This window comes from Cohnella thailandensis (assembly GCF_014212135.1).
Classification (GTDB): domain Bacteria; phylum Bacillota; class Bacilli; order Paenibacillales; family Paenibacillaceae; genus Cohnella; species Cohnella thailandensis.
In genome coordinates this window covers 21033-34489 of sequence record NZ_JACJVQ010000002.1, presented here as the reverse complement: position 1 = coordinate 34489, position 13457 = coordinate 21033, and the positions used below count along the sequence as shown (strand labels likewise).

The following is a 13457-nucleotide window of genomic DNA, read 5'->3' as shown; positions in this document are numbered from 1 at the left end:
TTGAGAGGGCGGTTCCGGTATCGTTCATTGCCGCGCTGTTCTTCTGCCGTTTACTCCGCCATCTTCGCTTTGCGGGCATCCAGCTCGGCCTGGCGATAGGCGACGACTTGGTCGAAGCCGTAGCTGTCGCGACGCTCGAGGAAGCCGTTCCAAATCTTATCGAAAGCCGCTTCGTCCTTGGCGGTAATGAGCTCCGGCAGTACTTCCTCCCAATTCTGCGAGATGCGGGACCAGGCGACCGCCACGTCGGAATCGCCCAGCGGATCGAGGCCCTTGTAGATGCCGCTGTCGATATCGGCCTGCGCGTTGGCGAAGTCCTCCATCTGCTTGATGACGGGAGCCTTCTCCGGTCTCCACTGGTTGACGATAACGGGGTTGCGCATCATCCAGTAGGTGTCCAGCACGCCGTAGTCCTTTTCCAGCTTCGCGATGTCGGTCTCGAGCAATTGAACCAGATCGGCCTTCAACTGAGGCTTGCCGTCCACCGTATCCCACGTCTCGCCTTCCTTGCCGAGGAACAGATCCTTCTGTCCTTCTTCGCTGGCCAGGTAGGAGAGGAAGCGGATGGCGCGCTCCGGATGCTTGGTCGACTTGCTGATCATCGTCACCATCCAGCCGTCCATGTTGCCGGGGAACAGCTTCGCGCTGTCGCCACCCGCGTTCTGCGGTCCGTCCACCGCGATGTAATAGGATTCCGGGTTCGCGCTCGCGGCCAGCATCGGGTTGACGGCGGTCATGCCGGTCCATTCGCGAATCATCATAAAATAACGGGCGTTGTTCGTTTTCTCCTCGACTTGAGTATCGGAATCCACCAGGAAATCGACGTTGATCAGCTTTCGCTCGTAGGCGGTGCGGAACGTCTTGAGCCACTTGATATAATCCGGATCGGTCATGCGGTCGTACACCTTGCCGTCCTTCTCGAACGGAATGGCCAGCAGGTTCTGCAGATACTCGGTCATCCCGTAGGGAACGTTCCCTTGGGCGAAGAACGGACTCATCGTCTGGCCCTTGTATTTGGAATAGTTGTCTTTCAGCAGCTGCAGCGCTCCGAGGAAGCCTTCCGGCGTGCTCAGGTCCGGCCTGCCCATCTCTTCATACAGATCCTTGCGGACCAGGAACGTTTGGTTGGCAGCGGTCATGCCGGTCTCATGCATCAGATTCGGGCTGTAGGAATCGTTCGGAACTCCGTACGTGTTGCCGTTAGGCTGCTTATACCACTTCAGCGTGCCGTCGCCCGCCACCTTGTAGAAGTAGGGATCGTACTGGTCGGCCAATTGGTTCAACGCGTACACGTGGTCGCCTTCCCACAGCTTCTTGACGGCGGTTTCCCACGAGCCCATGGAGATCAGGTCCGGCAGCTGCCCGGAGGTCATCATCAGGGTCATTTGCTCGTTCGCTTCGCCGGAGGGAACCTCGATCTTGACGCTCACGCCGGTCTTCTCCGTGACGTATTTGGAGGTCAGGCTCTCCCCCCAATTGTGGGCGTACCAGTTGGCGCCGACGAACCAGGTCAATTCGACCGGGCTCGTATCAAGCTTCCAGGCGGGTTCGTCCGGGTTCGGCGCGGCTTCGCCCGAGGACGATGGGGTGCTGCTCTCCGTAGGCTGCGAAGATGAGGACGGAGACGAGGACGGAGCGGTTTCGTTGTTGCCGGAGTTCGTGCAGGCGGCCAGGCTCAGCATTAAGCAGGCGGCGAGAATGAAGGCGGATCTGGGTTTGACGAGCTTGCGCTTCATGATAGGTTCATCCTTTCGTATCTTTTCATTATAAGGGTCACCCTTTGATAGCGCCGATCATGACTCCCTTGACGAGATAGCGCTGAATAAAGGGGTAGAACACGAGAATGGGAGCCGTGGCGACCATCATGGAAGCGAACTTGATGGAGTTGCCGGGCAGCCGGGCTCCGAACTGGGCCATCGCCTGCTGCTGCATGAAGGACATGGAGTTCTCCGCGACGATTTTGTACAGCATGGTCTGAAGGGGAAGCAGGTCCTGCGAGCGGATGTAGATAATGCCCTGGTAATAATCGTTCCAATGATAGACGGCGGAAAATAACGCGATGGTCGCGAGGACGGCCATGCTGTTGGGCAAGACGATCCGGAACAGGACGCCGTAGTCCGACGCGCCGTCTACCTTCGCGGATTCCTCGAGCCCGTCGGGAATCGTGCGGAAGAAGCTCATGAAGATGACCATGTTGAAGAAGGTGTACATGGCGGGGAGGATAAACACCCAGAAATTATCGTACAGGCCCAGCTTCGTCATCAGGAGGAACGTCGGGATGAGCCCGCCGGAGAACAGCATCGTGATCAAGGCGATCTTCATGTACAGCTTGCGTCCGATCAGGTGGGTTTTGCTCATGCCGTAAGCCACGATAGCGGTAAACAGCACGTGCGCCGCGGTCCCTATCACGGTGCGAAGAGCGGTGACGACGAAGCCGTTCATCAGGTTCGGGTCGTTGAATACGACGCTGTAGCTGTCGAGCGATAGGTTCTTGGGGAACCAGTTGACCGTGCCGAGCAGCGCCTGCTCCGGCGAGTTGATCGAATTGATGAACACGAACCACATCGGGTACAGCGTGATGAAACAAACCGCCAGCATGAGCAGGGGATTGACGATCTCGAACGCCCCGATCCTCCTGCGGCTTCCTTGCCTTCCGCGATTGCCGTTCCTTGCCAAGTCGGAGACCTCCCTTCCTTAGAAAATGCTCTCGTTCGTTAGCTTCTTCGACGTGTAATTAGCGAGCAGCAGAAGCCCTAACGCCACGATGGAGCGGGCGAACAGGACGGCGGTCGAGAAGGAGTGACGCCCCGATACCAAGCCCATGTTGTAGATGTACAGATCGAGGCTCTCCGCCATCTTCATGTTCATGTTGTTCTTGAGCATGAAGATCTGCTCGAAGTTGCTGCCGAGAATGCCGGCGACGGCGAGAATAAACAGGATGGCGATGGTAGGCCGGATGCTCTGGACGGTGATGTGCCACATACGCTGCCAGCGATTCGCTCCATCCAGCTCAGCCGCTTCGTACAGCCCCGGGTCGATGCCCGCGATCGCGGCGATGTAGATGATGGCGCTCCAGCCCGTTTCCTTCAGCGTATCGGTGAAGTAGGTGATCCACCAGAAGTACTTGGGATCGCTGTTGTACAGAATTTCGCGATCCTGGAGGCCCAGCGCCATCATCAGCTGGTTCACGACGCCGCCCTCGCCCAGCCAGTTAAGCGCGATGCCGCCGAAGATCGTCCAGGCGATAAAGTGAGGCAGGTACGAGATCGTCTGCACCGTGCGCTTAAATCGAAGATTCCGTATCTCGTTCAGCAGCAAGGCGAACAGGATGGGAATGGGAAACCCGAGCAGGAGCTTGATGCTGCTCATCCCGAGCGTGTTGCGGATCGAACGCCAGAACCGGTCGTCCGACAGGAATTCCTCGAAGTGCTTGAATCCCACGAAGGGCGATTCCAGCATGGGCCTGGCGATGCTGTAGTCCATGAAGCCGATCATCAGCCAGAACATCGGAATATAACAGAAGATAAACATCCAGATGATCCCCGGAATCACCATGCTTTGCAGCTGCCACTGCCTCGTTAGCGCTTTCATGGGTCCGGGCTTGCGTTCGAACATGGTCGGCGCCCCCTTCCCTCTCATCCTAAAAAAACAGACATCGAAAAAAAAGGCCACGATTATCGACCCTATCCCATTTTTTTGGATTCGTTTGACCGGGCGCGAAAAAAACGTATTCTGGGGTTAAACGAGAGGAGAGTGCAGGGGATGAACAAGCTGGTTTGGGAGCAGGATTTTACTAAGGGGACTAAGGAATTGAGCTCATGGAACATCCGCCAAGGCAACGACTTGCTGGACAACGACGGCAACCCGATCGACCCGGGGTGGGGGAACGGGGAGCGGCAGTTCTATACGGGGAATCCCGGCAACCTGTATATCGACGAATCGGGACTGAATCTATGCGCCCGACTCGAGCGGGTACAGTCGGAGGACGGCCGGGAGTTCGCGTATACGTCCGCCCGGATCGACACGCGAGACCGGTTCTCCTTCCGCTACGGCAAGCTGGTCGTGCGCGCCAAGCTGCCGATCGGACAGGGCCTGTGGCCCGCGATCTGGCTGATGCCGCAGGATCAGGCGTACGGCCCATGGCCGGCTTCCGGCGAGATCGATATCATGGAAGCCAGGGGCCGCCTTCCGCGTGAAGTGTCCGGGGCCCTTCATTACGGGAAGGATTGGGACCATAAGGTCACCGTCGATTATTCCTACTCGCTGCCGGACGAGGGCACCATAGGCGAGTTCCATGATTATGCGCTGGATTGGGAGGAGGGCGCCATTCGGTGGCTGGTCGACGGGCATTGCTATGCCGAACGTTCTCTGCAGCCGGGCGTGACGCCGTTCGACCAGTCCTTCTACGTGGTGCTCAACCTTGCCGTCGGCGGCTGGTTCGATCGCGTCGAGGTGGATGAATCCTCATTGCCGGCCGTCATGACGGTTTCGGGCATTTGGCTGTACGAATAATTATTAGGCCGATGCGATCGCCGATAGGCGCGGAGTTCATATTGAGTTCAAAAAACTCGTATATGCTAGTCCCAACCATTTCGGAAGGGAGTGATCCGATGAACGCTTGCATCGACGTTCGAAGAGCCATTCTTTATGTCGGAACCGCCTTGGCCCTGTATGCCGTTCTCACTCTGGGATTTGGGCATTAATAGGAGTTGAGGGGTCATAGCCACGAAGTGACCCACGGCGCCGCCAGCAGAGTGACGAATGCCGTCACCATCATGGCGATGGCGGCGATCGAGCCGGTCGCGTCGTCGTATTCGAGAGCCTTGCTGACGCCGGAGGAGTGGGAGCTGGTGCCGAACAGCACTCCTCTCGCGAGCGGGGTCCGAATTCGGAACGCCTTCACGACAAGCGGACCCATGATCATGCTCATGATGCCGGTGACGAGCGTGGCGACCGCCGTGATCGTCGGCAGTCCGCCGATGTGCGAGGAGATGGACATCGCGATCGGCGTCGTCGCGGAGCGGGGCGCCAGGCTGTCGGCGATCGGGGCGGAGAGGCCGAACAGCCGGGACAAGCCGACGGTCGTCAGGACGGCCGCGACCGCACCGAAGCAGACGCTGACGATGATGGCTCCCGCGTTGCGCTTCATCTCTTTGACATGCTTGTATAAAGTGACCGCCAGCGCGATCGTAGCGGGTCCCACGAGATCGGAGAGCAAGCCGGCTCCTCGTTCGTATGTCGGATACGGCACTTTGAGAAGCGCGATGGCGACAAGAAGGACCGCGGGAGTTACGATAAGCGGCGTCAGATAGATTCGGGTGTATTTGCGGTATAATCTTTTGGATAGCAAATAGACAGCAATAGTGCAGACGAGCCAGAAGACGGATGCGATCATGGCCGTTCGCTCCTTTGCTTGGCGGAGAACCATTGCCCCATCAAGCCGGAACAGAGCATGACGGCGAACGTGCTGCACAGAATAACGATTGCGATGGCGACGCCTTGGTGCACGACCAGGCTCTTATAATTGACGATGCCGACCGTGGCCGGAATAAAAAACAGCAGCATCTCCGCGAGCAGCCATTTCGAGCCGAGCTCGATCCAATCGAGTTTGATCACCTTCAGTTCCAGCAGCGCGAACAGAACCAGAATGCCGAGGATCGTCCCGGGAATCGGCAGGTTCAGCCACTTCGCGATCGCGTCCGCTCCCTTGGAAAGCAGGATAAAGAACGCGACCTGGATGACGGTGGCGAACAACGCTTTGACTTTCATGCTTACGATCCCCTTTCTTGTGTATTTTCAGTATACAGAGCTCATTTTCATAGGTAAAATGAATATATCGAATGATTTACATTCCAATTGTCTATGATTTGAGCGAGAGAGAGGAGGCTGGAGCTGTGGAGATCCGTCATTTGCAGTACGTAACGGAGATCGTTCGGCACGGCAGCTTCACGAAGGCCGCCGAGGCGCTGCATATTACCCAGCCGACCATCAGCAAGATGGTTCGCAATCTGGAGGACGAGCTCGGCGCGGAAGTGTTCGCAAGGGACGGGAAGCAAGCGAAGCTGACGGCCGCCGGAGAAGCGATCGTCCGCTATGCCGAGCCGATTTTACAATTGTTCGGGCAGCTCAAGACGGAGATCGACGATCTTACGTACCTCCACAGCGGAAGCATCCGGATCGGGCTGCCTCCGATGGCGGGCTCGCATTTTTTTCCCAAGGTCATCAAGAACTTTCAGGAGCGTTACCCGGGAATTGCGCTAAAGCTCGTGGAAGATGGGGCTGCTCGGATCGAAGAGAGCATCGCGGACGGCACTCTTGACGTCGGCGTCGTGCTGTGGCCGCTTGACTCGGATGCGTTGGATTCGTTCCCTCTCGCGGAGGAGAGGCTCAAGGTCATCATGCATCCGGGCCATCGGCTTGCCGGACGGACGAGCGTCGAGTTGGCCGAGCTGGCGGAGGAGAGCTTCATCTTGTTCGTGAGCGGCTTCGCGCTTCATGACCGGATTATCTCAGAGTGCCGCTCCGTCGGGTTCGAGCCGCGCATCGTGCACGAGAGCTCGCAGTGGGACTTCATCGGCGAGATGGTCGCCGAAGGTCTCGGCATCGCGATGCTTCCGGACACGATCTGCAGGACGCTCGGGTCGGAGAAAGTCAGCGCCGTTCCCTTGATCAACCCCGTGATTCCTTGGGAGCTGGTCATGGCTTGGAGGCGAGAAGGATACCGGAGCATGGCGGCGAGGGAGTGGATCCGATTCACTCGGGAGATGTTTGCCGCTGCGTTGGAAGCATGAGAATAAGGAGTCGTAAATGGAGATGGGACCGATTTCTTGGCAGCTTACTTGGCACAGAGCCCGCCATTCCGATGGGGAGACCCTTGCCGAATTGCGGGCGCTTGTCCTGAAGGACGACTTAACCAGACTTGGAAGGTTCGATGAAGGGAAGGTCAGGCAACGTTTTCGCGATTCCTTTGATCCCGAATGCACATGGATCCTTAAAGCCGATTCTACCTTCATTGGTTGCGTAGCTTTGAAACCCAAGTCGGATGAGTATCTATTGGAGCATTTTTATATCCGCCCCGATTACCAAGGCAAAGGCATCGGGAGCCTGGTGCTGGAACGTCTTCTTGAACAAGAGGATGTAAGAGGCAAACGGGTGACATTGAATGTCCTGCAAGGGAGCCCTGCCCGGCGTCTCTATGAACGGTTTGGTTTTGAAGTGGATAGCGAGGATCCCATAGACGTTTACATGGCCAGTACGATATCTTAATTCGCCGTCCTATCATGGGACGGTTTTCTTTTTTAGGTCGAAGGGTTGCGCGTTTTCCCGGGATTTCGGTATGATGGCACCATAATCAGGAAAATCCCTTTCATCGGAGAGTGAGCTTCCGTGCCGGATTGGTCGTATCGCACGCTGTTTCGTCCCCTCCTGTTTCGATTGCCTCCCGAGAAGGCTCGAGACATTACGTTAAGAGCGTTCGGAGGGCTGGGCCGTTCCCCGTTCGGCTCGTTCGTCATCCGCACGTTCGGGCATATGGAAATGTCGTCTATGCTCGAAGGTCGGCTGGGCGGCGTTCCGATTAAATATCCGGTCGGCTTGTCCGGCAATCTGGATAGGCATGGCTATGCGGAGCGGGCTCTCGCTCAGATAGGGTTTGGCTATGCGGAGTTGGGGCCGGTCACGCCGGAGAATCGATCGGCCGGTCTTCGGATCGAACGGGACGCGGAGCGGGAGACGCTTATTTATTCGGATGCCGGAGCGAACGACGGCGTTCGGGAGATCGAGAAGAGGTTAGATAGAAGCCGTTCGAAGCTGCCGCGGTTTATCCGGCTGTTGGCTTCGAATGCCGCCTCGCCTTCGGAAGCGGGTGAAGAGTATGGGACTCTTGCCGAGAGGCTTTCTCCTTATGCGTCGGGGTGGTTCGTTGAGCTGCCTGCTTCCTGTTGGTTGAGATCGGATGAGGAATTGGCCGGTCTATGTGAGGAGATTTATCGTCAAGTGAAGAACGTTCGGGCGGATCTTCCCGTTTTACTCTGCGTGCCTTTGGACATCGGGGAATATAAGCTGGAGACGCTGCTTGGCGCCTTGAAAAACGAGGCGTGGAGCGGGATCGTCATCGACGATGTTATTCGCACGGAGCGCGGCTTCGAGATGGGCCCGGAGGGGAAGGAAGTCGCGATTCGTCTTATGGAGAAGCTTAGACTTCGTCTTATGGCGGATCAGACGATCGTCTGCAAAGCCGGCGTGCACGAGCCGCAGGATGCTCTCGACCTCATGCGCGCGGGAGCCGACTTCGTTCAGCTTCATAGCGGACTTGTTTATTCCGGGCCGGGCTTGCCGAAGCGCGTGAACGAAGCGGTTTTGTATGAGCGAATGCAGGAGTCTCCGTCGGAACGGTCGGAAGCCATGCCTTCGTTCTGGCAAAGCTGGGGATGGATGTGATCGTGGGCGGCATCATCGCTTGGCTGATCGCGGTGAGTTCGGTGCTTCTTCCGTACGATGAGGATTATCTGGGCATTCGCGGAAGCGATATTTCGGATCGTTATCCCCGCTTGCTGAACTTCATGTCCCATGACCGCATCACTCTGGCCGGAACGATGATCTCTATCGGAATAATCTATTACTTGCTAGGCAGATACGGACTCTCGAAGGGACTCCACTGGGCCAAAACGGCCGCGACCGCCTCGTGCGCCGTCGGCTTCGCGAGCTTTTTCCTCTACCTCGGCTACGGGTACTTCGATCCTCTCCACGCGACGGCGGCGGTGCTGTTGTTCCCGATGTTCCTCCTGTCGCTCCGGTCGAGAGGAGACAAGACGCTCGTCCATCCTCCCAATCTGAGGAACGATAGAGCTTGGCTTCTCGGCCAGTGGGGGCAGCTCATGATGGTCGTGCTCGGCTTCGCCTTCGCGATAGGAGGGCTCGTCATCTCGGGTGTCGGCATCACCGGCGTCTTCGTCCGGACCGATCTTGCCTATCTGTGCATAGGAACGGATGAGATCCGCAGCTTTAACGATCGACTGATCTCTGCCATCGCGCACGATCGGGCAGGCTTCGGAGGCGCGCTCTTCTGCGACGCCATCGCCATCCTCGGCACCGCCCTCTGGGGCATCCGCCAGAACGAGCGATGGATTTGGTGGCTATTCCTGCTTGGCGGAATTCCAGGCTTCTGGGGCGCCTTCAGCGTACACGCCATGATCGGCTACACGGACTTCGTGCACCTTCTTCCGGCCTATTTCGCGTTTGCTGTTTATATCGCGGGGCTGGTTCTGCTGTATCCTTATTTGATGGGCAGGAGCAGGAAGATTGTGGCTGATAAGAGGGTAAGCATTGAGGATTCGCGAAAGTTGTAGATGTTGTGAGGATTTACGAAGTTCGTGGAAAAGATGTTATGTGAAATTGATGTGGAGTGAAATAATGAAAAAATATCAAATTCGATTCTTCTTTGAGTATGGTGGTGGCTGTCTTTGGGGAGTAGATGAAAGAACTAAAGAGAAATTCGGATACTATATTAACCCGGAGGATCTACCTCTTTCAAAGGAAACAATAGATCTAATAAATGAACTAGAAATTAAATATCAAACCTCATTAGATTGGGAGTATCCTCCTAATCCTAGTCCCTGGAGTAAACAAGAGATTATATTATTTAAGACCAATTTAGAGACATTGATAATGAAAATAAAGAATGAATTAATAGAAGAGTTTGAAGTACATAATGAACTGAATTTTGAGGGTATATTCGGAGAGGACATCAACTTCACATAACATCATATCCACGCATCGGAGCCTTGCGGCTCCTCGGTCCTCGAGAAGCGATAGGCATGGGAGTTGAATCAGCGGACACATCCGCACCGACTAACCGCATCGCGGCCGGCTGCTGGTGCAGCCTTAAGTCGGTGGGACGTCGTGGATACAGGAACGTTACGCGAAATTCTCGAGAACTGGTTAAAGACCTAAAGACTATTGCGTTGCCGCGGTTATTATAACACTGGTTTTTCACTTCGATGAGATTACGCTTAATTACGAGAGTAAGTAACTCTGCGGAGCATGATAAAGGTCTGACTATGAGAGTAGTTCAGAGAAGCGTGATAAAGATCCGACTATGAGAGTAGCTCAGGGAAGTATGGTAAAGATCCGACTATGAGAGTAACTCAGGGAAGCATGGTAAAGATCCGACTATGAAAGTAGCCCTGGGAAGTATGATTAAGGTCCGACTATGAGAGCGGCTCATGGAAGCATGATGAAAAGGTCCGACTTTGAGAGCAACTCAGGGAAGCATGATGATAACGGATTGAGTGTCTCGATGGAGTAGATCGATTGCTTCGCGTTATAAAGAGCAGAGGGTATATCAAGAGGTCGAGAACTATCGCGTAACACCGTATTCACGCAGCGGGCCTGACGGCCCTTGGTCCGGCAGAAGAAGAACGATGTCGTTTCGAAGAAGTAATTGTCAGTAACAGGAAGCAGACTCAGCCGGACACACCTGCACCACCTAACCGCATCGCGGCCGGGACTTCGTCCCTTAAGGTGGTGAGGCGTCGTGAATACAATAACGTTATGTGACATTCATGAAAAGTACTTATTAAAAACTATGGAGGTAATTTCTGTGAGTATTATTGATAACATTAAATCTGTAGCGAGCGTTATTCAGAAAGCAGACAACATTGAACTCTATCGAAAGATTCTTGACTTGCAATATGAAGCTATGGAATTAGTTCAACAAAACAATGAATTGAGGAATCAGATTATGGAGTTGAGAGGAAAATTATCGACTCAGGAGAATTTGGTGTTCAGAAATAATCAATATTGGAAAGTACTTGAGGGTGATAAACAAGATGGACCTTATTGCTCTAAATGCTGGGATGTAGATAATAAACTTGTTAGACATAACGTTCTAAACAACGGTTATGTAACTTGTCCAAATTGTCAAATGACAGTAGATGATGAAAACTATAGAGGCCAACGACAAAATGAAGAAGACAGCTATAGAGATTGGATAAATTATTAGAAGAATATTCGAGGAAGTCATGAACGTCACATAACATCATATCCACGCTTCAGAGCCTGACGGCTCTTCGGTCCGCCCGAAGGGGAATCGCAAGGAAGTGGAATCAGGCGGACACATCCGCACCGACTAAGCGCATCGCGCCCGGCTGCATTCGCAGCCTTAAGTCGGTGGGACGTCGTGGATACAGTAACGTTACGCGAAATTCTCGAGAACTGGTTAAAGACCTAAAGACCATTGCGTTGCCGCGGTTATTATAACACTGGTTTTTCTCCGATGATACTACGTCTAACTACGAGAGTAAGTAACTCATAGAAGCATGATAAAGGTCTGACTATGAGAGTAGTTCAGAGAAGTATGATAAAGATCCGACTATCAGAGTAGCCCAGAGAAGTATGATAAAGATTCGACTATGAGAGTAGCCCAGGGTGCCAAGGAGCATGATAAAGGACGGACTATGTGAGTAGCTCTAGGAAGCATGATAAAGATCCGACTATGAGAGTCGTTCAGGGAAGCATGATAAAGGTCCGACTGTGAGAGTAGCTCTGGGAAGCATGATGATAACGGATTGAGTGTCTCGATGGAGTTGATCGATTGCTTCGCGTTATAAAGATCAGAGGGTATATCAAGAGGTCGAGAACTATCGCGTAACACCGTATTCACGCAGCGGGCCTGACGGCCCTTGGTCCGGCAGAAGGAGAACGAAGTCGATTCGGAGAAGTAAATGTCAGTAACAGGAAGCAGACTCAGCCGGACACACCTGCACCACCTAACCGCATCGCGGCCGGGACTTCGTCCCTTAAGGTGGTGAGGCGTCGTGAATACAATAACGTTATAAGAAATCGGCGAATACCAAACAAGACGTAATTTCCAATGCAAGGAGGGTATCCTCATAAAATTCATTTCAGATAACACATTAAACCATATATCATTGCATGATTGTGTGGTTGAAACCATTTTGATAGATGGACAGGATTTGTCCTTAGGCTTTGAGCACATAGATGTTTTATCTGATCATCCTCTTAACAGCACTGGTAAAGCTATGTATACAGGAAAGGCAATGATTACATTTATAGATCATGAAATAGTGGAATCATTTTTATATGATACTACAGGAATAAAAGGCAAAAGTAGAATTGATGTTGAAGAAGATGCACAGAAGAAAGAACTTCAAATTTCGGAATTATTACTTGATTTTGAAGTGCTGAAGGAAGAACAATTACAGAAGACCGATAATTACTTTGTCCATAGATTTGATGGAATATTGTCTCGTAAATATAATGCTGATTTTGGCTACTGTACCCTCAAGTATAAGAGTTTGATTATTGAATGGGACGAACTAATAGATAGAGCATGGTTTGAAGAAAGATGAATTTGGAAGTAGTTCAAAGAAGTCGCCGACATCTTATAACATCATATCCACGCTTCGGAGCCTGACGGCTCCTCGGTCCGCCCGAAGGGGATGGCAGGGAAGTGGAATCAGGCGTACACATCCGCACCGACTAACCGCATCGCGGCCGGCTGCTGTCGCAGCCTTAAGTCAGTGGGACGTCGTGGATACAGTAACGTTATGCGAAATCTATTTGAAGGGACAAAAACAATGACAGAGGATTTAAAGGATAATATCTTAAAAGAATTACTAAAAACAGGGTATCCATTCGAATTACAAGTATCAAATTTTTTTAGTAAAAACTCATGGTCTTTAGATCATAATAGTTATTTTATTGATAAAGATGAAAATAAAGGGAGAGAAATTGATTTAATTGCAGGAATTCACCGAAAAAATTCAGGAGAAAAACATTATATTGAACTTAATTGGAAATTGTTAATAGAGATAAAACAATCAAATGATAAACCGTGGGTTGTTTTTTCTACTCGGCCTAGTAGTTTTGAGAAAATGCTTGCATTCCCAAAAATCAAGAATTACAGTGGGTTCTCTGCTCCCTATAATAAAATACATGGGATATTTAATAGCTTTGGTACGAAATTGGGAACAAGAATAGGTCGATCTTATTATGAAGCTATGGCTGGAAATAACAAACGAGATGATATATATAAAGCACTTTCAGGGGTAGTAAAGGCGACTAGTTTTGTAGCCGAATCACGTGAAAAAGACTTGTCATCTGATAGATTATTTTATTACTACGAACCTATTATTATTTTCAACGGAAAGCTATTCGAAGCATATTTAAATGATGAAGAGGCTATTGAAGTTACTCAAGTTGATTATATGCAAGTGTCATTCAACTATCTTTCACCGAATTATGATAAAGGGAGATATATCGTACAAATTGTAACAACTGATTACTTGTCGAAATTTCTAGAAGAAACCGAGTTAAAAGTAAATAACATTTATGACAGATTGAAGAAATTAGAAGAAGAACATATATCTGAGGAGGTTTCAATGAAGAAATAGACTTCGCATAACACCATATCCACGCATCGGAGCTTGACGGCT

Annotated in this window: 14 protein-coding genes; 9 read left to right on the top strand and 5 right to left on the bottom strand. The window is 52.2% G+C overall.

What is annotated here, in order from left to right:
* Positions 1 to 50: 50 nt before the first annotated feature.
* From H7B67_RS00635 to H7B67_RS00625, 3 genes are all read right to left on the bottom strand, one after another.
* Positions 51 to 1736, bottom strand: a complete 1686-nt coding sequence (locus tag H7B67_RS00635) for an extracellular solute-binding protein (protein WP_185117872.1) — start codon at positions 1734 to 1736, stop codon at positions 51 to 53.
* A gap of 37 nt (positions 1737 to 1773) precedes the next feature.
* Positions 1774 to 2598, bottom strand: coding sequence for a carbohydrate ABC transporter permease (locus H7B67_RS00630; RefSeq protein WP_185118164.1), 825 nt, complete (start codon positions 2596 to 2598; stop codon positions 1774 to 1776).
* A 96-nt stretch (positions 2599 to 2694) separates the two neighbouring features.
* On the bottom strand, positions 2695 to 3615 hold the full coding sequence (locus tag H7B67_RS00625; RefSeq protein WP_185117871.1) for an ABC transporter permease: 921 nt from the start codon (positions 3613 to 3615) through the stop codon (positions 2695 to 2697).
* Positions 3616 to 3762: 147 nt separating this feature from the next.
* On the opposite strand from H7B67_RS00625, the gene H7B67_RS00620 reads away from it, so the two are divergent.
* On the top strand, positions 3763 to 4512 hold the full coding sequence (locus H7B67_RS00620; protein ID WP_185117870.1) for a glycoside hydrolase family 16 protein: 750 nt from the start codon (positions 3763 to 3765) through the stop codon (positions 4510 to 4512).
* Between the two features lie 205 nt (positions 4513 to 4717).
* On the opposite strand, the gene H7B67_RS00615 is transcribed toward H7B67_RS00620, so the two are convergent.
* Entirely contained in the window at positions 4718 to 5395 is a 678-nt protein-coding gene (locus H7B67_RS00615) for an LrgB family protein (RefSeq protein WP_185117869.1), read from the bottom strand.
* Positions 5392 to 5769 carry a CidA/LrgA family protein gene (locus H7B67_RS00610; protein ID WP_185117868.1) on the bottom strand — a complete coding sequence of 126 codons (378 nt, stop codon included), beginning with the start codon at positions 5767 to 5769 and terminating at the stop codon, positions 5392 to 5394. Before H7B67_RS00610 ends, H7B67_RS00615 begins: the two co-directional genes overlap by 4 nt.
* Positions 5770 to 5894: 125 nt before the next feature.
* Between H7B67_RS00610 and H7B67_RS00605 the strand changes: the two genes are divergently transcribed.
* The 8 genes from H7B67_RS00605 (at position 5895) to H7B67_RS00575 (ending at position 13415) form a co-directional block, all read left to right on the top strand.
* Entirely contained in the window at positions 5895 to 6791 is an 897-nt protein-coding gene (locus tag H7B67_RS00605; RefSeq protein ID WP_185117867.1) for a LysR substrate-binding domain-containing protein, read from the top strand.
* Positions 6792 to 6807: 16 nt separating this feature from the next.
* On the top strand, positions 6808 to 7266 hold the full coding sequence (locus tag H7B67_RS00600) for a GNAT family N-acetyltransferase (protein ID WP_245363780.1): 459 nt from the start codon (positions 6808 to 6810) through the stop codon (positions 7264 to 7266).
* A 120-nt stretch (positions 7267 to 7386) separates the two neighbouring features.
* Positions 7387 to 8439 carry a dihydroorotate dehydrogenase gene (locus H7B67_RS30705; RefSeq protein WP_342592575.1) on the top strand — a complete coding sequence of 351 codons (1053 nt, stop codon included), beginning with the start codon at positions 7387 to 7389 and terminating at the stop codon, positions 8437 to 8439.
* Positions 8440 to 8441: 2 nt separating this feature from the next.
* Positions 8442 to 9347 (top strand): hypothetical protein, encoded by a 906-nt coding sequence (locus tag H7B67_RS30700; RefSeq protein WP_245363782.1) that lies wholly within the window; start codon positions 8442 to 8444, stop codon positions 9345 to 9347.
* Positions 9348 to 9411: 64 nt separating this feature from the next.
* Positions 9412 to 9759, top strand: coding sequence for a hypothetical protein (locus H7B67_RS00590; RefSeq protein WP_185117866.1), 348 nt, complete (start codon positions 9412 to 9414; stop codon positions 9757 to 9759).
* 775 nt (positions 9760 to 10534) lie between these two features.
* Complete coding sequence (locus H7B67_RS00585; protein ID WP_185117865.1) at positions 10535 to 11002, top strand: hypothetical protein; 468 nt, start codon at positions 10535 to 10537, stop codon at positions 11000 to 11002.
* A gap of 955 nt (positions 11003 to 11957) precedes the next feature.
* Positions 11958 to 12371, top strand: coding sequence for a hypothetical protein (locus H7B67_RS00580; RefSeq protein ID WP_245363784.1), 414 nt, complete (start codon positions 11958 to 11960; stop codon positions 12369 to 12371).
* A gap of 228 nt (positions 12372 to 12599) precedes the next feature.
* Positions 12600 to 13415, top strand: a complete 816-nt coding sequence (locus tag H7B67_RS00575) for a hypothetical protein (protein ID WP_185117864.1) — start codon at positions 12600 to 12602, stop codon at positions 13413 to 13415.
* The last annotated feature ends 42 nt before the right edge of the window (positions 13416 to 13457 follow it).